The 21,209-nt window shown below is 60.9% G+C and carries 16 protein-coding genes; 9 read left to right on the plus strand and 7 right to left on the minus strand.

What is annotated here, in order from left to right; all coding sequences use genetic code 11:
- Positions 1-114 precede the first annotated feature (114 nt).
- Together CGA22_RS18780 and argE are read left to right on the plus strand one after the other, a co-directional pair.
- Positions 115-789 carry a DUF1028 domain-containing protein gene (locus CGA22_RS18780; RefSeq protein WP_041022814.1) on the plus strand — a complete coding sequence of 225 codons (675 nt, stop codon included), beginning with the start codon at positions 115-117 and terminating at the stop codon, positions 787-789.
- Between the two features lie 19 nt (positions 790-808).
- On the plus strand, positions 809-1,975 hold the full coding sequence (gene argE / locus CGA22_RS18785) for an acetylornithine deacetylase (RefSeq protein ID WP_188258676.1): 1,167 nt from the start codon (positions 809-811) through the stop codon (positions 1,973-1,975).
- Here the strand turns inward: argE and CGA22_RS18790 are convergent.
- A complete protein-coding gene (locus tag CGA22_RS18790; protein ID WP_041022815.1) occupies positions 1,942-2,850 on the minus strand; it encodes a LysR family transcriptional regulator in 909 nt (302 codons plus the stop codon). The two genes, argE and CGA22_RS18790, sit on opposite strands and share 34 nt — an antisense overlap.
- A gap of 237 nt (positions 2,851-3,087) precedes the next feature.
- On the opposite strand from CGA22_RS18790, the gene CGA22_RS18795 reads away from it, so the two are divergent.
- From CGA22_RS18795 to CGA22_RS18815, 5 genes are all read left to right on the plus strand, one after another.
- Positions 3,088-4,608, plus strand: a complete 1,521-nt coding sequence (locus CGA22_RS18795; RefSeq protein ID WP_223194826.1) for an aldehyde dehydrogenase — start codon at positions 3,088-3,090, stop codon at positions 4,606-4,608.
- A gap of 40 nt (positions 4,609-4,648) precedes the next feature.
- Complete coding sequence (locus CGA22_RS18800) at positions 4,649-6,247, plus strand: GMC family oxidoreductase (RefSeq protein WP_041022816.1); 1,599 nt, start codon at positions 4,649-4,651, stop codon at positions 6,245-6,247.
- A gap of 285 nt (positions 6,248-6,532) precedes the next feature.
- The gene (locus tag CGA22_RS18805; protein WP_041022817.1) at positions 6,533-7,519 is read left to right on the plus strand and encodes an ABC transporter substrate-binding protein; all 987 of its coding nucleotides are present in this window, start codon (positions 6,533-6,535) and stop codon (positions 7,517-7,519) included.
- 14 nt (positions 7,520-7,533) lie between these two features.
- A complete protein-coding gene (locus CGA22_RS18810) occupies positions 7,534-8,337 on the plus strand; it encodes an ABC transporter permease (protein ID WP_041022818.1) in 804 nt (267 codons plus the stop codon).
- On the plus strand, positions 8,325-9,164 hold the full coding sequence (locus CGA22_RS18815) for an ABC transporter ATP-binding protein (RefSeq protein WP_041022819.1): 840 nt from the start codon (positions 8,325-8,327) through the stop codon (positions 9,162-9,164). The genes CGA22_RS18810 and CGA22_RS18815 overlap by 13 nt, the downstream gene beginning before the upstream one ends.
- 104 nt (positions 9,165-9,268) lie before the next feature.
- Here CGA22_RS18815 and CGA22_RS18820 read toward each other — a convergent pair whose 3' ends face one another.
- The 6 genes from CGA22_RS18820 to CGA22_RS18845 all read right to left on the minus strand — a co-directional run bounded on the left by CGA22_RS18820 (position 9,269) and on the right by CGA22_RS18845 (position 17,426).
- Positions 9,269-10,141 (minus strand): alpha/beta fold hydrolase, encoded by an 873-nt coding sequence (locus CGA22_RS18820; protein ID WP_052435132.1) that lies wholly within the window; start codon positions 10,139-10,141, stop codon positions 9,269-9,271.
- Between the two features lie 97 nt (positions 10,142-10,238).
- Positions 10,239-11,552 carry a hypothetical protein gene (locus CGA22_RS18825; RefSeq protein WP_156996917.1) on the minus strand — a complete coding sequence of 438 codons (1,314 nt, stop codon included), beginning with the start codon at positions 11,550-11,552 and terminating at the stop codon, positions 10,239-10,241.
- Between the two features lie 10 nt (positions 11,553-11,562).
- A complete protein-coding gene (locus CGA22_RS18830; RefSeq protein ID WP_041022823.1) occupies positions 11,563-12,810 on the minus strand; it encodes an OprD family porin in 1,248 nt (415 codons plus the stop codon).
- A 104-nt stretch (positions 12,811-12,914) separates the two neighbouring features.
- Positions 12,915-14,285: an MFS transporter gene (locus CGA22_RS18835; protein ID WP_052435134.1), complete on the minus strand. Its 1,371-nt coding sequence runs from the start codon at positions 14,283-14,285 to the stop codon at positions 12,915-12,917.
- A gap of 64 nt (positions 14,286-14,349) precedes the next feature.
- Positions 14,350-15,627 (minus strand): FAD-dependent oxidoreductase, encoded by a 1,278-nt coding sequence (locus CGA22_RS18840; RefSeq protein ID WP_041022824.1) that lies wholly within the window; start codon positions 15,625-15,627, stop codon positions 14,350-14,352.
- A gap of 95 nt (positions 15,628-15,722) precedes the next feature.
- Positions 15,723-17,426, minus strand: a complete 1,704-nt coding sequence (locus tag CGA22_RS18845) for a dihydroxy-acid dehydratase (protein WP_041022825.1) — start codon at positions 17,424-17,426, stop codon at positions 15,723-15,725.
- 143 nt (positions 17,427-17,569) lie between these two features.
- Here CGA22_RS18845 and CGA22_RS18850 point away from each other — a divergent pair, with 143 nt between their 5' ends.
- Positions 17,570-18,511, plus strand: a complete 942-nt coding sequence (locus CGA22_RS18850) for a LysR family transcriptional regulator (protein ID WP_052435135.1) — start codon at positions 17,570-17,572, stop codon at positions 18,509-18,511.
- 345 nt (positions 18,512-18,856) lie between these two features.
- The coding region (locus tag CGA22_RS18855) for a non-ribosomal peptide synthetase (protein ID WP_188258675.1) at positions 18,857-21,209 on the plus strand (2,353 nt) is incomplete at its 3' end.

Below are 21,209 nucleotides of genomic sequence, written 5' to 3' on the forward strand. Positions count from 1 at the left end.
GCCAACTGCAGCGCATCGACACAATGCGCTCATGCACCGTCCTCGCCCGGATAGCGTCACACACGCGGTCCGGGCGGCGGATGGAGGGTCTGGACGAAACAGGACGAACACACCATGACGTTTTCCATCGTCGGCCGTTGCGCCGAAACAGGGCAGTTGGGTATCGCGATCAGCTCTTCCAGTATTGCCGTGGGCGCCCGTTGTCCGTGGCTGCGCCCGGGAGTGGGGGCTGTGGCCACGCAGAACATCACCCTCCCCGCCCTCGGCCCCCAGGTGCTCGACCAATTGGAACGCGGGTTTTCTGCGGCCCAGGCACTGGACAAGGCGCTGACCAGCAATGGCTACAGCCAGTTTCGCCAATTGACCGCCATCGATCACCTCGGCCAGACCGCACACTTCAGCGGCAGCGAAACCCTCGGCACGCACCATGCACTCACCGGTGAGCAATGCGTCGGTGCGGGCAACATGTTGGCTGATCGCGCGGTTATCGAGACGTTGGTGCACACCTTCGAAAGCAGCGGCGGCCAGTTGGCAGATCGACTGATTGCAGCGATACAGGCCGCGGTTGCGGCCGGGGGTGAAGCCGGCCCGGTGCACTCGGCGGCGCTGGTGGTGGTGGGCGAACTGACCTGGCCGATCGTCGATCTGCGCGTGGACTGGGCTGACGAAGACCCCATCGGCAAGCTGGCGCAGCTATGGGCCGATTACAACCCACAGATGCAGGATTACATCACCCGCGCCCTCGACCCGACCAAGGCCCCCCGTTACGGCGTGCCCGGGGATGAATAAAGCACCATTGGGCGAACACATAAGCAGCAGCCGGGATCTATTGGCCGCCCTGGTGGGCTTCGATACCACCAGCCGCGAATCGAACCTGCAGTTGATCGAGTTCGTTCGTGATTACCTGGCGCAGTTCGAGGTGCCCTGTGAGCTGATCTACAACGAGCAGCGCAACAAGGCCAATCTGTTCGCGACGATAGGCCCGGCTGATCGGCCGGGCATCGTGCTGTCCGGTCATACCGACGTGGTACCGGTGGACGGCCAACCCTGGACCGTGGCGCCGTTCGAGCTGAGCGAAAAGGACGGCAAGTTGTTCGGGCGTGGCACGGCAGACATGAAAGCCTACATCGCCTGTGTCCTGGCGGCGGTGCCCGGATTACGGGCCGAGCCATTGCGGATGCCGGTGCACATCGCCCTGTCCTATGACGAAGAAATCGGCTGCCTCGGTGTCCGCTCGTTATTGGCCGAGCTTGAGCAGCGCCCGGTCAAACCGCTGCTGTGCATCATCGGCGAGCCTACCGAACTCAAGCCGGTGCTTGGGCACAAGGGCAAGCTGGCGATGCGCTGCGACGTGGAGGGCGCGGCCTGCCATTCGGCCTATTCGCCCCAAGGCGTCAACGCCATCGAGTACGCCGCCGAATTGATTACGGAGCTGGGACGCATCGGCTCGACCCTGCGCGCCCCGCAGTTGCATGATGCTCGCTTCGATCCGCCGTTCAGCACCGTGCAAACCGGCATGATCAGCGGTGGCAAGGCGCTGAACATCGTACCGGCGGATTGTCGGTTCGATTTCGAAGTGCGTGCGTTGCCGGCCCAGGATCCACTCGAAGTCGCGCAGCAGTTGCAACGGTACGCAAGGGAACAACTGCTGCCGCGCATGCGCGAAGTCAATCCGGGCAGCGACATTCGTTTTCGCGAGTTGTCGGCGTATCCAGGCCTCGCCACCGATGCCAAAAGCCAGGCTGCGCAGCTGATTGCACAGTTCTGTGGTTCACAGGCGTTTACCACCGTCGCGTTCGGCACCGAGGGTGGCCTGTTCGACGCCATCGGCATTCCTACCGTGGTGTGCGGCCCAGGCAGCATGGATCAGGGGCACAAACCGGATGAGTTCGTGAGCCTCGACCAACTCGAAGGGTGCGATGAGATGTTGCGTCGGATGACTCAGGTCCTCGGCGCCAACTCTTCCCGGCAATGATCCACGAACAGCTGCGCCGGCTTGGTCAATGCCGAACGGCGAAGCCAGGCGGCTGACAGCCCCGAGCCGGTGACCTGTTCGGCCAGCGGCACGCACACCACTTTCTGTCCATCGTAGGTGTATTCGGATTTGGGTCGGGTCACCAGGATCGAGAAGCCAAAACCACGCCCCACCATGCCCCGGACCATCTCGATTGACGGCGAGCTGAACTGGATGTGCGGGGACAGACCGCGTTCTTCGAAGATGCTGACGAAGTAGGTCCGGCTCGGCTGTACGTCCAGCAGCACCATGGGTTCGAGCACCAGATCGTTAAGCGACACCTTCGCCTGATTGGCAAAGCGATGCCCCTCCGGCAACAACGCATAGGGCTGCTGCGGCGCCATCAGCGGTGCGGTTTCGATCGTGCTGTCCAGGTCATGCTCATAAAGAATCGCCAGGTCGATGCTGCCCGACGTCAGCGCCTGCACCAGTTCCTGTTGTTCACCATCGCGGATGCGAATTTCCACCCCTGGCCAACGATCACGAAATCCGGCAATCAGCCGCGGCAGGTACAGTGGAGCAACGGTTTCGAAACAGCCAATGTCAATCTGACCGGCAACGATATCGTTGTCGGCCAGGGCGTTCTGCTCGAACTCATGGGCCACCCGCAGCAGCTCCTGTGCCTTGCGATAGAACCTCGCACCGCCAGGGGTCAGCGTCACGCCCTGGGCATGGTGCCGGATGAACAACTGCACCGCGAAGCTCTCTTCCAGATGCTTGATCGCGGTCGAAACAGAAGGCTGCGCGATGTAGAGCTTGCGCGAGGCCTCGGCGACGCTGCCGCACTCCACCGTGGTGACGAAGTACTTGAGTTGTCGCAGATTGTAAGCGGCCATAGCTACCTCGAATGGGTGAACCGGAGTGCTGGATCCTGCGCGTTATTCTGCGAGGTTCACAGTCGCGAAGAAACAAGCAAATTACTCTCCAATGAAGCTAAAAAAGCGATGCTCAAACAGCCTATGAGGCATCGCGAGTTCGCATTTCGGCCGAGCTTTTTTATCGGTAGCAACGACATTTTTAATAATTTCCCGTCGTCCGCCATTCCCCCACTATCGGCCCCACTGATTGTGACCATGGCCCTGGAAGCCATTGAGGAGTGTGCAGTGACGGACTTGAAAAGCTGGCAGCACCTGGCTGACAGCCAACGCTTCATCAACACGGCAATAATCGCGGGCAAGCCTCACCAGGCACACAACGGCGCGACCTTCGCCGTGATCAACCCGGCCACTAACATCTTGCTGGCCAACGTGGCCGCGTGCTCGGACGCCGAGGTCGACGAGGCGGTCCGGATCGCTCGCCATTGCTTTGAAACCGGGCCGTGGGCGCGCATGCACCCCAGGGAGCGCAAGGCTGTGCTGCTGCGCCTGTCCGAATCGATCCTGGCCCATCGCGAAGAACTGGCGCTGCTCGACTCCCTGAGCATGGGCAAGCCGGTGATGGACGCCTACAGCATTGATGTCCCGGGCGCCGCCCACGTATTCGCCTGGTACGCCGAAAGCCTCGACAAGCTGTACGACCAGGTCGCACCGACCGGCCCTGGCACGCTGGCAACGATCACTCGGGTACCGCTGGGGGTCATCGCTGCCGTGGTGCCGTGGAACTTCCCACTGGACATGGCGGCCTGGAAACTCGCCCCGGCGCTCGCCGCCGGCAACAGCGTGATCCTCAAACCCGCCGAACAATCACCCTTCTCGGCCTTGCGCCTTGCCGAACTGGCGCTGGAAGCCGGCGTACCGGAAGGTGTCTTCAACGTCATCACCGGCCTCGGTGAACAGGCGGGACGCGCACTGGGCCTGCATCCGGATGTCGACGCACTGGCCTTCACCGGCTCCACCCAGGTGGGCAAATACTTCATGCAGTACGCGGCGCAGTCGAACCTCAAGCAGGTGTGGCTGGAGTGCGGCGGCAAGAGTCCGAACCTGGTGTTCGCCGACTGCCAGGACCTGGACCTGGCCGCCGAGAAAGCCGCGTTCGGGATTTTTTTCAACCAGGGAGAAGTCTGCTCGGCCAACTCGCGGCTGCTGGTACAGCGCTCGATTCACGATGAGTTCGTCGAGCGCCTGATCGAGAAAGCGCAGCACTGGCAGCCCGGCGATCCACTGGACCCGGCCAGCAAAATGGGCGCGATCGTCGACGCCACCCAGGCCGCACGCATCATGGATCACATAGGCGAAGCGAGTGCCAGCGGTGCACGACGGGTGGCGGGCGGTGAACGGGTCGTCATCAACGGCTCGGACAATTTTATCCAGCCGACGCTGTTCACCGACGTCACAACGACCATGCGTCTGTCCCGCGAAGAGGTGTTCGGCCCAGTGTTGGCAATCACGCCGTTTGACGATGAAGACCAAGCCGTGCAGATGGCCAACAAGCACATTTACGGGCTGGCTGCATCGGTGTGGAGCGACGACCTCAATCGCGCACACCGGGTCGCCAGCCGACTGAGTGCCGGGACGGTTTCGGTCAACACCGTCGATGCGCTGGATGTCAGCGTGCCGTTCGGCGGTGGCAAGCAGTCCGGCTTCGGTCGCGACCTGTCGCTGCATTCTTTCGACAAATACACACAACTGAAGACCACCTGGTTTCAGCTGCGCTGAGCCATGGCCTGCCACTTGGGGCGCTTTCAAGAGGAAACGCATGAAAACCGAATACGACTACATCATTGTCGGCGCCGGTTCGTCCGGATGCGTGCTGGCGAATCGCCTGAGTGCCGATCCGGATGTCAGCGTCTGCCTGATCGAGGCGGGAAGCCACGACAACAGCCTGCGTATCCAGACGCCAGCCGGGACCATCACGTTGTACAAGAGCAAAAAGTACAGCTGGAATTTCTTCTCGGCGCCGCAAAAGCATCTCAACGGCCGAAGCCTGCACACACCACGTGGCAAGGCGCTGGGCGGCTCCAGCTCAATGAACAGCATGATTTATATTCGCGGTCACGCCAGTGATTACGACCGCTGGGCGCAGGCTGGTTGTGCCGGGTGGGACTGGGACAGCGTGCTGCCCTACTTCAGGAAATCGGAAAACAACCGACTCGGCCAGGACCCGCGCCTGCATGGCACGGCAGGCGAGCTGAACGTCGAAGCGGCACGCGATCCCAATCCGGTGTCGCGACTGTTCATCAAAGCCGCGCAGCGCATCGGCATCCCTCTCAACGATGACTTCAACGGCGAAACGCTTGAAGGTTGCGGCCTCTACAACCTGACGCAGAAAAACGCCCGGCGCCTGTCGAGCTACCGCGCGTTTGTCGCGCCGGTGCTCGAACGCTCCAACCTCACCGTGATCACCGATTGCTCGGTACAGGCTTTGATGCTCCAGCAGGGAGTGGCCAAGGGGGTTAAGGTGGTCTCGGACGGCAAGACCATCCTTCTGGGCTCAAGCCGGGAGGTCATTCTGTCGGCAGGCTCTCTAGGCAGTCCGAGCCTGTTGCTGGCGTCAGGCATCGGACCTGCGAGCGAGCTGGAAAAGGCCGGGATCAAGGTTGAACATGACCTGCCCGGTGTGGGCAAGAACCTGCAGGATCACCTCGACGGACTCATCACGGTGCGTTCGAAAAGCCCGCTGACACTGGGTTTCTCCCTGGGCTCCCTGCCAAGCATTGTCCTGTCGCCGCTGCGCTACGTGTTGCGCAGAAAAGGTTGGCTGACGACCAATTATGTCGAGGCTGGAGGCTTCGCCCGTACGCCGCTGGCCAACGCTCTGCCGGACGTGCAATTTCACTTCGTGCCAGGCTATCGCAGTCATCGCGGACGACTGTTCGAGTGGGGACACGGTTATGCCGTGCACACCTGCGTGCTGCGCCCCAGGAGCATCGGCGAGATACGCCTGGACAGCGCGGCCAAACCAGTTATCGACTTCAATTTCCTCTCCGATCCCGAAGACGCCAGGGTCTTGATCGAAGGCCTGAAACTGGCGCGCAGGATCCTCGCCGATCAACCGTTCGATGGCATTCGTGGCAAGGAAATGTTGCCCGGCGCCCACGTACAGACTGACGAGCAGTTGATGACTTATGTGCGTGAATACGCCGCGACGGTGTTCCACCCGGTGGGTACCTGCAAGATGGGAGTCGACGCCATGAGTGTGGTCGGGCCGGACCTCAAAGTGCACGGCATTCAAGGCCTGCGCGTGGTCGATGCCTCGATCATGCCGACGCTGATCAGCGGCAATACCAACGCGCCTTGCATCATGATTGGCGAGAAAGCGGCGGATCTGATCCGGTGCCGTAGCACCGCCTCTTGAAGTCTCAAAGCAGCCCTGAAAAACGCCGATTTCCGCACCAGGAAGCGGCGTTTTCTTATTGCGCGCCCCAGGTTGGAACGCTATTCACGCCCCCTTCCCCACCCCAGTTTTTTCCTCATCACCGACCACATATTTACTAATTTTCCTATCCACTGACATCGGCCACCATCAATCCTGCCCACAGAGGCAAAAAGGTCCGCAAGAGGCCATAAGCGATGTGTTTTTGGCGTCTAGCCCACTGCCCCGAGAAATAACGAATTAAAACCACGATTCCGGGAGTGTTACATGATCAAGTCTTTCGTATCGCGTTGCGTGCGTCCGCTGGCCCTGACTGCAATCGCTGCCGGCGTTGCCGGTGGTGTTCAAGCCGGAACCCTGTCCATCGGACATACCACCTGGGTGGGCTACGGCACCCTTTTCCTGGCCAAGGACCTGGGTTACTTCAAGGACCAGGGCTTGACCGTCGAGTTGCCGACCATCGAAGAAGCCTCGATGTACATGGCTGCGCAGGCTTCGGGCAAGTTGTCCGGTTCGGCCTCGACCCTCGATGAAATCCTCAAATACCGCCCGCAGTTCTGCTTCAAGGCCGTAGCCGCGCTGGATGACAGCCACGGTGGTGACGGCGTGCTGGTGGGCAAGGACGTCAACAGCCTGCAGGACCTCAAAGGCAAGGCCGTTGCCGTCAACGAAGGTTCGGTATCGCAATTCTGGCTCAACTACTTGCTGAAAAACGCCGGCATGAAGATGAGCGACCTGACGATCCAGAACATGACCGCAGACGACGCGGCCACCGCCTTCATCGCCGGTCGTGTGCCGGCTGCGGTGACCTGGGAACCGCACCTGACCACCGTGCGCAAAAAACAACAAGGCAAGGTCCTAGTGGACAGCAGCACGACGCCAGGGGTGATCGTCGATGTCGTGGCACTGAGCTGTGATGTGATCGACAAACAACAGGCTGACGTCAAGGCACTGGTCAGCGGCCTCTACAAGGCCGTGCAATACACCAAGGACCACCCGAAAGAAGCCTACGCGATCATGGCCAAAGGTGTCGGTGGCTACCTCGCCGACCCGGCTGAACTGGAAGCTGCCGCCCAGGGCGTGCGCTTCTACGATCAGGCCATGAGCGAAAAACTGCTGGGCAGCAACGGCACTGAGGGCGACGCAGCCATGGTGATCAAATTGGCCAACGAAACCGCCAGCGAGTTGCAGGGCAAGCCATACAACGTGACCTACAGCGATCTGGTCGACAACCGCTTCATCAGCCCGAAATAAACCAGGAGCACGTCATGTCCAAGCGCAATTCGTGGCTCAACCGCTGCCTGACGCCCAAGACCAACCTGCCCGTGCAGGTGATCTGGAGTGCCAGCAGCCTGGCCTGGGTCCTGATGATCGGTCTGTGGGCCTTTCTTTCCTACGGCGCCGTGGTACCGGCGATGTTCCTGCCGACACCGGGCGCGGTCTTCGACGCAGCCATGCGCCTGGCCCGTGACGGCACCCTCGGTCCGCATGTGTGGGCCAGCGTGGAAGTGGTGATGGTCGGTTTCATCGTCTCGTCGGTGGTCGCGGTGCCGATCGGCCTGATGATGGGCAGCTTCCGGGTCGTGCAGGCGTTCCTCGAGCCGCTGGTCAACTTCATCCGCTACCTGCCGGTCACCTCATTCGTACCGCTGTTCATCCTGTGGATCGGCATCGGCCTGGAACAACGGGTGTCGATCATCATCTTCGGCGTGTTTTTCCAGCAACTGGTGATGATCGCCGACGTCTCCAAGGGCATTTCCAAGGACTTGATCAACGCCTCCTACACCCTGGGCTCCAGTCGCACGGATGCGGTGCTGCACGTGATCGCCCCAGCTTCGCTTCCCGGCGTGCTGGACACCCTGCGCGTCACCATGGGGTGGGCCTGGACCTACCTGGTGGTGGCCGAACTGGTCGCGGCTTCCAGCGGCCTGGGTTACCTGAGCCTCAAGGCCATGCGTGGTTTTCAGGTCGATGTGATTTTCCTGGCGATCGCCGTCATCGGCCTGTTGGGCCTGGTCACCGATCAACTGTTCAGACTTCTTCGCTTGAAGGTGGCCGCATGGGCTCAGTAACCGCAACCTCACCGATTCAACTACGGCCGACGCCCGTGAGCGCGCCTACCACACCACGCCTGCGGGTCGACAACGTTACCCTGCAATACAAGACGCCGTCGGGCGATACATTCACGGCACTGGACAAGGTCACGTTCGACGTTCCCGATCAACAATTCGCGGTGCTGGTCGGCCCATCGGGGTGTGGCAAATCCAGCCTGCTTTACCTGACCGCCGGCCTGGCTGAGCCGACCGCCGGCGACATCTATGTCGGCGGTCAACAAGTCGACGGCCCCGGTGCCGATCGCGGCATGGTGTTTCAGGGCTACACCTTGTTCCCGTGGCTGACCGTGCGCAAGAACATCGAGTTCGGCCTCAAGCGACGGGGCATGCCCGCCGCCGAGCGCAAGGACATTGTCGAGTTCTACCTGAACGAAGTCGGTTTGCGGCGCTTTGCCGACAATTACTCCAAACAGCTTTCAGGCGGAATGATGCAGCGCGTGGCGATCGCTCGTGCGCTGGCCAATGACCCACAGATCCTGCTGATGGACGAACCCTTCGGCGCGCTCGACAGCCAGACCCGCCTGCAAATGCAGCAACTGCTGCTCAAGGTCTGGGAGCACAGCAAGAAAACCGTGCTGTTCGTCACCCACGACATCGACGAGGCAATCCTGCTCGGCGACCGCATCTTCGTGATGGGCGCGCGCCCTGGCAGGATCAAGGAAGTGCTCGACGTGCCCATCGGTCGCCCGCGCAATCTCGACATGGTCATGGACCCGGAATTCATTCGCATGAAGCGCAACATCTTTCATCAGCTTCATGATGGGCCGGAGGATCATGCCGATTGATCCGCCCGGGGAGCCCCGGCATGCAAGGCTCCGTGCAGAGGGATGGGAGGCTCGCCTTCCCACTCTCTGATTCAACCATGCCTAAAGCCAGGTGGGCCGCACGATCACAACCCAAGAAAAGCTTCAATATGCTTGGCGATGGCATCCGGCTGCTCCGGAAACGCGGCATGACCCATATGATCGATTTCAATCAGCGTGACCCGATCCGGAAACTCAGCCTTGAATGCCCGTGCGTTCTCGGGAAGCGCCGCAACATCCTGTTTGCCCTGCAGCAAAAGGATCGGGATTTTGCCGCCGGCGGCCCACCAATCCTTCGCGGAACCGGGGGCCATCCCACTGGCTTGCAGTTTCGCCGCCGCGGGATACCACCCCCCTCGCCACGGGCTTGGATCGTTGCCCGGCGCAAAAAATGCGAGCTTCACCATCGCCATGTGATCGGCATCGGAAAGGGACTGATTGAAACACTCACGCACGGCGTTTCGTATCTCATCCTTGGCCGCAAACTTGCCTCCCGCGGCAACCATGATCAGTGACCGCACCAGTTCCGGATGGCGAGTAGCGACACTGCGTGCTACGCGTTGGCCATAAGCATGGCCAAGCACAACCGAAGGCTCACCGCCCGCCCAGCGCAGAACTGCCGCCACATCATCGGCCATGTCTGGCAACCCGAAGTCAGGCTTTGAGTTGGTGCTCCCGTTGACGCCCCTAGGCTCGGGGCGAATGACGCGGTAGCCAGAAGCGACCAACCGGCCTGCCAGCTGATCGAAATCCTGACGCCCTCGTCCATACGAAGGAATCATCAATACAGTCGGGCCGGAACCTTCGACCAGCACATCCAGTTTGCCGCCATTGACCTCTACCATGGAGGTGGAAGCCTGCGACCACGCCACCGACGGCAATGCGGCCAACAGCAAGGTGCCCAGGATCGCGCCACGTACCTGCCAGCGATCGATGAAGCCTCTGACGTTCATGTTCATTGCCAAACTCCTTTTATCAGGTGCCTTGATCTGAACGGTATGAGCAGGTAGATCCCGGTGCTTGGGTCGGGTATCCAGCACCGGGAAATTGGGGCAGTCATACAGCGGCCTCCATTAACGCTTTGTGCGCTTGTACCACCGGCAACAGCAGCTCGGCGTCGACCTTCTCCAAGTTGTCTTCCTGGGTGTGGAACCAGCGGTGCACGCCCAGTACGGCAAACGCCTGGGTGTAGCCGCGATCGATAATGCCGGACAACTCGCCCTTACCCTTCAAGGCAGGCAGGGGCTTTTCCAGGCCGGACAAGCCAGCGAACGCTTGTGCGGCCTTGTCCATGAGCGCTGGAGAAGCCATCAAGGCGCGCTGAGGGTCTGCCGTGGGAAGAAAGAAAGGCTTTTGCCGGCTGGCCAGATCCAGGCAGTCCCGTACCGCCAGGCTGGCACCAATGTGCATCCACACGACAGTCGATTCCGGTGGCGGTGCAAGCGGCGTGGCCGCATGCATTCCGGCAAAATCCAGTTCATGGCCGCCAGAATTCACAACGAATATCGAGTGATCCGGGAAGCGCCTGACGGCCCAGTCGGCAAGATGTAGAAAAGCCGCCGTCCCCGTGCCGCGCTCACCGACGCAGGTGAACCAACCTGTTCTGGGTGTGGAAATGACCAACCATTTTTTGCCTGCGTTACGCCGCCCTATCACATTGACGGTGTCGCGCTGGCTGGCTTGCCCCGTGACTGTCAGGGTCAGCGTTTTTTCTTCCATGGCAGCTTTGATCAGGGCGGGCAAATCCCGCGGCGCCATGATCACGATGGGTACATCGCCCATCGGTTTGAGCCGTGTGTTGAGGCCGATGATTTCCTGGGTGGGGCCTACGGGTACGATCACGATGGCGGCCGGTTTGACCTTGTGGGCAGCCTCCAGGTAGGTGGCAGCATGGCTGGTGAACAAGGCCGCGTGTTTGTCATAGGGCAACACCAGCGCTGCGATTTTTCCCGCTGCCAGGGGGGCTTCCGACGGGTCACGAATCAGTGCGACCTTGCCTGAGAGGCCGGCTGGCGACGTGGTAACCACTACAGGTTGGGCCTTTACCTCTATTTTGTGGCCTTCCCAGGTGAGATCGGCACGCGTCGTCGCAAAATAAGGCAAGGGCAGTTTTTGCTCCTCGATCTGATAACCAGACGCCCGCAACCTTGAAGCAATCCACGCCGCCGTGGCGAGGTCGCCCTCCCCGCCGGTTTCCTTGTCGCCCAACTCGGAATGCTTCTGGAGATCCTCATGCAGCTGTCTTTGCAGAGGCGCCTGTTCCTCATCGCGCTTGGTCGAGGGGGTACGCGCCTGTGCGTGCGTCATGGCCGCCAATGAGGCCAGTGCCAATGTTCCGCCTAATACTGCTCGTCGTTTCATCATCGCCATGAGCCTTCTATCACCAGAGCTTCCAGGTATAAGCCGCAATGAGGCGGTTCTCGTCCAAGGCTTGAGTCAAACCGTTGCCTGAGCGGAACGTGGCGTTACGCCAGCGTACATCCAACCCCTTGAGCGTTCCGCTCTGGATCACGTAGCTGATGTCAGTATCTCGTTCCCACTCAGTCCCGTCGGTAATCGCGCGGCTGTGTATTCCAGTGCCCTTGACGTAACGCGTCATGAACGTCAGGCCAGGAACCCCCATCTCGGCGAAGTCATAGACATAGCGTGCCTGCCAGGACGTTTCTTTCAACTTGGTGAAAGCATTGAACGTCACGAGGTTCGCCACATAGGGCGTGCCGGTTTCGATGATCGGGAATGCCGTATCCCCTGTCAGCCGCTGGTAGCCTATGGAGAATTTATGCGCCGCGATGCCCAGGGTGAACAGACCGTTGAGGTTGCGGTTATCGATGCGACCTGCTTCGGCATTGCCGGTGTCACGGCTATCAAAGTAACGCACGTCACTGCGCAGGCTAATGTCTTTGCTCAGTGACCAGGTATGAATCAGACCGCCGAATTGCTGGACGTATATATCGTTCAGTTCCCCGTGGTAATAACGCAGGGTTAAATTCTTGGTCAGCGCGTAGTCGCCGCCGACGATATCCAGATGGTTGGATTTTTGCCCCGCATAGCCAACGTCATCATTGCTCGATGAATCACGGCCATTACCTTTTGTGAGTCGGCCGGCGGTGAAGGTCAGGTCTTCGATATCTTTCGATGTGAGCAGCCCGCCACTGAACGTTGAGGGCAGCAGGCGCATATCGTTGTAATAGGCGAGCGGGAGCGTCGGTCGAAGGGTACCGACTTTCAATTCGCTCTTGGCAAAGCGCATTTTTGCCGTCAGCCCCGCTTCACTGTAGTTATCGACCGGCTCCATGCTGTCCGGACCATAGGGCAGCAAGCCCGTGCCGCGGCGGCCAGCGCCGGAATCCAGTTTCACGCCCAATTCGCTGAATACATCGACACCCAATCCAACGACGCCCTGGGTATAACCCGACTGTAGATCAAGGATGAAACCTTGGGCCCATTCCTCGGCCTTGGATTGCGGAGCGTTATCTTGTCTGAAGTCTCGATTGATATAGAAATTACGCGTGGTGAGGCTTCCCGAACTGTCTTTTATGAAATCAGCGCTGGCCGGTTGGCTGATGACGAATAAAGCAGCGAGAGCCATCCCAAGGTTACGTCGCGCAAGCATGTTGTTCCTGATCATTATTATTAGTTTCCAGGAGTAAAGTGGGTAAGTTGGGCACGAGCGCTCATCCAGCACGCGACCTGTGCGGCTGGCGGTGACGTTCGTTTTGATGCGTAGTGGTGTTAGATCCGCGACGTGTCCGGTAGCGGCTCAATCGGTGTGGGTGAGCCCTTCTCAACCAGTCGCCCGATAATCAGCGCGCATATCGCAAGCGTCGCGGGGCAAACAGCGAGTACCAGAAAGCTTTTCACGACGGGCAAGCCGCTGTTGAGTACGTAGGACCCAAGCAAAGGGCCGAGGATCGAGCCGATCTTTGCGATTGAGGTGGCCCAGCCAGCTCCATTTGCCCGGATCGCACTGGGGTAGTAAACCCCGGAGATGCTGAGGATGCCGTAGTGGCTGCCTTTGACGAATACCGCACCGATCATGCTGAGGGTCAGGAAGGCCGAGCCCTGGAAATCGTAAATGCCTAATATGAGCAAGAATGGAAGCGCCAACAGCGGGTAGATCATGACCATATAAGGGCCGCGGGTATCCACGAAGCGCATCATCACCAGACCCGCCATGGCACCGGCGAAAGAGGCTATCGAACTGATCCAGGAGGCCGTAGGACGATCGAAGCCAGCGTATGTGTAGACAAGCGGCGTCCAGGTAGCGAGGAAATACATGGACATGGAGCTCGCTGCATAGCCAAGCCAGATCATTGGCGTCAGCCACTTGAGCCGCCCATGGAACAGCTGGCCGATACGAAAATTCTTGGCGCCCGTCTTGACCTCATCCAGCAGCACGAAGGTGTCGTCGTCTCGCACATCCGCCCGAGGATCCAGCCGCTTGAGAATCCGCGCCACTTGTCGCGGATGCTTGCGCTTGACGATCAGAAAGCGCACCGACTCAGGCAGTGTGAACAGCAGCAGTACGCAAGTGGCCAAGGTCAGTACGCCACCGCACACGAATACGCCCTGCCAGTCGATATAGGGAACCAACCAAACGGTGATAGGCCCGGCCATTGCGCTGCCGAGGCTGAAGCCGACCATCGTGATGGTGACGACCGACGCCCGGTAGCGTTTGGGGACAAACTCGATGTTGAGCACCCAGCACAACGGGAGCACGGCCCCCAGCGCAAAGCCGTTCAGGAATCGCAGCACCATCAGCGATTCATAGCTGTTGGCGAAGGCGAACAGCAGCGTCAGCATTCCGAATGACGCGGTTGAAAAGAGGATCGTGGGACGGCGACCGATTCGATCACCCAAATAGCCGAAGAAAAAACTGCCCAGCATCATGCCAAACAAGCCGATGGAGAACAGCTCGCCGAGGCGGATCCGGTCCAGGCCAACCTCATCGGCGATATATGAGGCAGTGTGCGAGAGTACGAGAAGGTCGAATCCGTCGAGAAAGGTGATCAGGACCGAGACCATGATCACCTTGTAATTGAACAGCGTCAGCTTGCGCCCTTCAATGAAGGCAGCGACGTCAACAGTGCGTGGTTGTGACATTATTATTCTCCACAGCGCTAATTCGTTGTTGTGGACCTCGCCGTATGCGGTGAGGTCCACGTGGTTACTGCAGGTTGAAGCTCAAGCGGTCGCGAAGTTCGGCGGCCGGCACATCACTGACCCTGTTATGCGGTCCTGCAAGATCGAGCGCGTGCGCGGCGGCAGCGCCCATGGCGATGCAGGGGCCCATCACGCGAATGCTTGACAGCGCGGCAGCGTCCGCATCCACACAGCGGCCCGCCACGACCAGGTTGTCGCTGCCCTCGGGCAGCATGCTGCGCAGAGGGATATTGTGTACGTGGTCCTCACTAAAGGTTTCCCACAAGTAGCCAGCCTTGTCGCCGTGCAACTCCAAAGGCCAGGAAGTCCGTGCGACGGCATCGTCAAACGGCGTTGCTTGCCTGACCTCCTCGGCGGTGAGTTGATGCTGGCCGACGATCCAGCGAGTCTGGCGGATACCGGGCAGCGCATACGCACGAACACGCGCGCGGCCATACACACTCGGATATTCCGCCTTGAGGAATTCGATGACCTTATCGACCGCCTGTCTGCCGGCGAGCGCTACATGGGAAGCGGCGATAGGTTCGAGCGGTGTCTCGATATGGGTCATATTGAACGCGGCAGTGCCACGACCAGGGAACTGGAAAAACAAGCCGTCATTGCGCTCGATGCCATAGGCTCCGGCCTTTTCCTTGACCCGCTGGGTGAACTCCTCGCGGGTGGGAAGATCGGTTTCGTCGATGTGCTCCATGACGAACATCTGGGTGCCGTAGATGGGAGTATCCGGCTCGCGGCAGGCGAAGCCGGCGTTCCAGCTCAGAGCCGCGTCGCCACTGGCGTCGATGAAGCCATCGGCATCGACGTATACATCGCCGTAGCGTGTGGCCAGTTGCACTTGGCCTACCCGACCGCCTTCGCACGTGACATCACGCAGCACGGCCCCCAGCACCACGGTGATCCCGGCGTCGAGAATCTGTTGATTGATCCATCGTCCCAGTGCCACTTCGTCGTAGTACAGCACCGTAGTGAGCGGACCGACCTTATGATGCAGATCACCGCTGGCACCGAGGTCCTGGATAATCCCGTCGGCGATGCCGTGGGTCAACTGGCGGCGATGGGGGCCATTGGAAAACAGCCCGCAGAACGTTCCGATAATCGAGCCGACCGCCTGGCCACCCAGCATGGGAAGCGCATCGAACAGTACCACGCGCTTGCCCAGGCGAGCCGCTTCGAGCGCGGCGGAGACCCCGGAAATGCCGGCGCCGGCGATGCAGATGTCTGTTTTCAAACGTTGTGCGGCAGGTGCACTTTGCCGGCGAACCGTGCGGATAACAGGTGACATGGGTAACTACCTTATGCTGAATGAAACCAGCCGATTGCAGAGCCTGGCCAAGCCGGGCGGCACAACAGGCTGAGGATTGTGTTTTGAAACCTGGATCAGCGGGCGGGGTCTGTGACGTCCACCGGCTTGATCAGCACCGCGCCCCGCTCCATGCCTGAAACGCTGTCGCGATAAATATCCAGCCAACCGCCCGCGAACTGGGCCGGCCCTTCTTTCCAGCGTTCGCGCCGTGCATGCCATTCGGTGCTGTCCAGCCGTGCGTCGAGGCGGTGCGCGTCCAGGTCGATGTCGATGATGTCGCCATCCATCAGCAAGGCCAGGGGCCCGCCCACCGCAGCCTCCGGAGACACCTCAGCCACCACCAGGCCTTTGCACACCAGGCCGGAGAGGTGACCGTCGGTGAGCATCGCGACTTTGTCGCCCAGGCCCGCGCCATCGATGGCGAACACCACCCGCGAGGCCCCTCCCCCCATGGCCGGTCCCCCGCGCACACCCGCACCGCGCATGACCACGACATGCCCAGGTTGAATGCGCCCATCCTGCAACGCCTCGATGGCATCGGCCGAACGCTCGAAACAGATGGCCGGGCCGCTAAAGCGGCGCATCTTGCTGGGGTCGATACCGTATTTGACGATGCCCGCCTGGGGCGCAATATTGCCCTTGAGCATCACGATCGCCGGCTGGGTCGCGAAAGGTTGATGCAGTGGCCGAATAACCTGTTCATCCGCAACGACCACAGCGCTCAGGTTTTGAGCGAGCGACTGGCCGCTGACCGTCATCGCTTCACCGTCGAGCAGTGGTTCGAGCTGCTTGAGCAAGGCCCTGCCGCCGCCTGCCGCTTCCATCTGCTCGATGCTGTGTTCGCCCATGGGCCTGACGCCCACCAGCACCGGAATCCGGTCACCCAGTTGACGGAACAATCCATAGACGTCGATATCCATGCCAGCTTCGGCGGCCACCGCCTGCAGGTGCTTGATACAGTTCACCGAACCGCCAGCGGCGAGTACCACGCTGACCGCATTGGCGAACGCGCCGGGGCTGAGAATGTCGCGGGGCTTGAGGTCCTCTTCCACCATGGCGACGATGCGCCGGCCGGCCTGGCGAACGAAGTCGAACATCTGCGGACTGTTGGCGACGATCGGGGAACTGCCAGGCAAAGCCATGCCCAGCGCTTCGCACACCAGGTGCATGGAGTTGGCCGTGCCCATGCCCGAACAGACCCCAGGGCCCTTGATCGCGTTGCGGGCCATACCTGCCAGCTCTTCAACCGACAGTTTTCCGGTAACCGCGTGCATCGAGCCGATGAACACGTCTTCGATGTCGACATGCTTGCCGTTGTATTCACCGCTCGGCTGGTAGCCACACACCACGACCAGCGTCGGGATGTTCAACCGGGCCGCGGCCATCAGTTGCCCGGGTACCGTTTTGTCGCAGGAAGCCAGGCAAATCATGCCATCGAGCTGGGCACCCTCCACGGCTACTTCGATGTCGTTGGTGATCAGGTCTCGGGCACCGAGCATGTAAGCGCCACCGGCCCCGGCACCGGTAATGAAATCACTCGGCGCGGCAGTGCGGATCTCGAAAGGCAGGGCACCGGCGTCGCGAATGGCCTGCTTGATTTCCTGAGCGATGCCATCCAGGTGACTGAAGCAGATGGCCAGGTTGGAAGATGAGTTGACGATCGCGATCTTGGGTTTCTCCAGTTCACTTTCGTCGATACCCAGCGCTCGCCATTGGGCTGCACGCACTGCCCACAAATAGGAGCCATAAGGAAAATTACTACGCAGCTTCTTGGGCATTGGATGCTCCATTTATTGTTATAGGCCGGCGATGAGGCAGTCCACCTGGCCCAGCAACCGCGGCTGAGCCAGTTCTTGTGGCAAGTCTATGGGCGACTATAGAATCCGAAAACCTAATTTCACTTATATGTAGAATCCAAAATATGGATCTCAAGAATGTCGATCTGAATTTGCTGAAGGTGTTTGACGCCTTGCGTCGCAAGCAAAGCGTGACCCTTGCGGGCGACCTGATGGGCCTCAGTCAGCCGGCGATGAGCTTTGCGCTGTCCAAGCTCCGTGCGTTATTCAACGACCCGTTATTCGTGCGCACATCAAAGGGCATGCAGCCAACCACCAGGGCTCTGCAGATTGCCGAGCCGGTGCAACGCATTCTCGAACTGGTCAGCAACGAGGTCTTGCCCTCCTCCGATTTCGTGCCAGCGCAATCCGAACGCAAGATGGTGCTGTGCATGTCCGATATCGGCGAGATGGTGTTCCTGCCACGCTTGATGGCGGTATTGAACGAAAGGGCTCCGGGCATCTGCATTCGCACCCCTGCACTGTCCGCTGAGGGCCTAGAGGAGGGCCTGGGCACAGGCGACGTTGATGCGGCCATCGGCTATTTTCCGCGACTGCTCAACTCATCGATTCGCAATCGGGCGCTCTACAATCACTCGTTCGTCTGCATCGTGCGGCAGGATCATCCGACCATCGGCGAGCGCATGAGCGCCGAGCAATATCAAGCCGCTGAGCACGTAGCGGTGCAGGCGGACGGCCGCGGCATGGGGGTGCTGGAACGCGAACTGATGATGCGAGACATCAAACGACGCGTGCGCTTCACGTTGTCGCGTTTCATGGGGGTGCCGTTTCTGGTGGCAGAATCAGACATGATCGCCACCGTGCCCCTGGCAGTAGGCCGCCGCTTCGCTGAAATAGCCCGGGTGCGCATGGTCCCCCTGCCCTGGAACATCCCTGGCTATGACATCCACCTGCACTGGCACACCCGTTTTCACCACGACGCCGCGAACTGCTGGTTGCGCAGTACTCTGATCGAGCTGGTGGGCGATATGCCCGTGCGCGACCCTCTAGATCGATCTGTTGAGTAATGACTGCGTGGCGAACCCCCAATCCTCTCGGGCAAGAACCCAAGTCTCGAACAAAATTATTCGGCGACCGCTCTAGACTGCGGAACCGGAGTCATCTGATCGCGTTATGACATCGTACAACCTTTAAAAATTAGCTTCCCATCTTCGAAAGCGCTGCTATGTTACGCGCTCGGATTGAACGTCCGGGCGCCGCCAGCAGCTTGCCTCGCTCCCCTTCTGCAGACAGGGGGCAGAGGCCCGTCGACCAGGCCCGTGCGCCGTTCGTTCTCAAGGACAATCGGTTCGCGAAAGTCGGCGCCACCGCTGCGTGTCGACCGGGATCGCAACCATTCACAGGGAAGTGTCATGGTCGAAGCGCAATGCTATTCATTGAGTTCCACCCAACAGTCCGTCTGGCTCGATCAACAGCTGTCGCCCGATACCCCCTCCTACAACATCGGTGTCACCGTGGAAATTCACGGTGCGGTGGACTTCGCCCTGTTCGCCGCCGCGCTGCGGGCCGTGGTGGCCCAGCATGACGCGTTGCGGTTGATCTTCAGCGAGCAGGCCGGGCACGTGACGCAACGGGTTGACGACACCGTACAGGGCGCTCTGGCCTTCCACGACTGGCGCGGCGAACCCCAGGCCCGCGACGCTGCCCTGGCTCGCATCACGCAGCTCAACCGTACCCCGTTCACCCTTTACGACCAGCCGTTGTGGAGCATGGAGTGGTTCCAGTTGTCGGACACCCATGCGCTGTGGAACAGCCGCTATCACCATCTGATCTGCGACGGCACCTCGGTGGGGCTGATCGGCCAGGCCGTGAGCGCGGCCTATAACCAGTTGCTGCAAGGTCAGTCGCCCACCCTTGATCCCGAGTTGGCACAGGGTTATCGCGATTTCGTGGCGCGGGACCAGGCGTTCCTCGATTCGACGCGCTACACCAAGGCCCGTGATTACTGGCTCGAACAATTTCCGGTGCTGCCGGCGCCGTTGTTCCAGCAAGGCCCCCGAGCCAACGTCGGCGAGCCGGTGCCCAGCGCCCAGGCGATCTGGACCCTGGGCGGCGAGCGCCTTGAGCGGTTGAGCCAATGGGCGAAAACCCAGGGGGCTACGCTGAGCCACAGCCTCAGCGCCCTGTTGGCCTATTATTTCAGCCGAATGACCGACCAACGCGAACAGCTGGTCATCGGCCTGCCCGTGCACAACCGCAGCAACCCGCTGCAAAAGCGCACGGCCGGGATGTTTTCCTCGGTCCTGCCATTGACGGTGCTGGTCGACCCGACGCTGAGCTTTGCCCACGCCGTACAACAGGTGGCCAGCCAGACGCTGCGCAGCTACCGGCACCAACGCTACCCGTTGCAAACCCTGCATCGCGAGTTGCGCGCCCGCGCCGGTCATCCCGGCCATTTGTTCGAGGTGATGCTGTCAGTCGAACAATACCCGGGGGACGTGCACCTGGGGCCGGCACGATGCGCGCTGCGCACCTGGCACAACGGTCATGAGCGCTATCCGCTGGCCATCTACCTGCGTCACTACGAGGAGAAAACCGAGCCGCTCCTGGAATTCAACTACGACCCTCGGCTGTTCAGCGCCGAAGACATGGCCGCGCACCTGCGGCGCCTTCACCATCTGACCGAACAGCTGCTGGCCGCCCCCGACCGGCCGCTGGCCAAGGCCTCGCTGCTGGACGCCGCCGAACAGCAGCAAGTACTCCATGGATTCAATGCCAGCCTTCGTGAATACCCGGCCGACGAGCCCCTGCACAGCCTGTTCGAAGCGCAGGTGCGGCGGCGTCCCGAAGCTACGGCACTGCTCGATGGCGAACAGTCGTTGAGCTACCGCCAGCTCGACCGTCGTGCCGAACGCCTGTCCGGGCACCTGGCGGCGTGTGGTATCAGGGCCGGTGACCCTGTGGCGCTGGCTTTGCCCCGCGGCATGGCGTTGATCGTGTCGATTCTGGCCATCCTCAAGCGCGGCGCCGCCTATGTGCCCATCGACCGGGATGCTCCCCTGGCCCATCAAGCGCGGGTACTGGCCGATTGTGGCAGTGGCTGGCTGCTGGTCGAAGGCGACGACAGGCCCGCGGTGCAAGGCGTGCAACTGATCGATGTCGCCGGATCATTCGAAGACGCGCCGAACCCGCCGCCGCAGCGCACCGGCGCTGTCGCCTACATCATGTACACCTCCGGCTCCACCGGCCTGCCCAAGGGCGTGCAAGTGCCGCAGCGGGCCGTCATCCGACTGGTGCGCAACAACGGCTTTGCTGACTTCAGCGCTCAGGACCGCATCGCCTTGGCTGCCAATCCGGCCTTCGATGCCAGCACCCTGGAAATCTGGGGCGCCCTGCTCAACGGAGGCTGCCTGGTGGTCTGCCCTCGCCAAACAGTGCTCGACGCCGAGCGCTTGAATGAACACCTGTTGCGCCACGAAGTCAGCGTGCTGTGGCTCACCGCCGGGTTGTTCCACCAGTTCGCCGACGCACTGGCCCCGGCCTTCGCCGCCCTGCGCTTGCTCATGGTCGGCGGTGATGTGCTCGACCCGCGCTGCATCGAGCGGGTGCTACGGCGCTCACCTCCGGGACAGTTGCTTAACGGCTACGGCCCCACCGAAAACACCACCTTCACCACCACCCACCGCATCACCCTCGAGGATGCATTGGCGGGCGATATTCCCATCGGCCGGCCCATCGGCAACACCCAGGTCTATGTCCTTGACG

It is taken from the genome of Pseudomonas sp. PSB18, from assembly GCF_014596565.1.
Lineage (GTDB): Bacteria > Pseudomonadota > Gammaproteobacteria > Pseudomonadales > Pseudomonadaceae > Aquipseudomonas.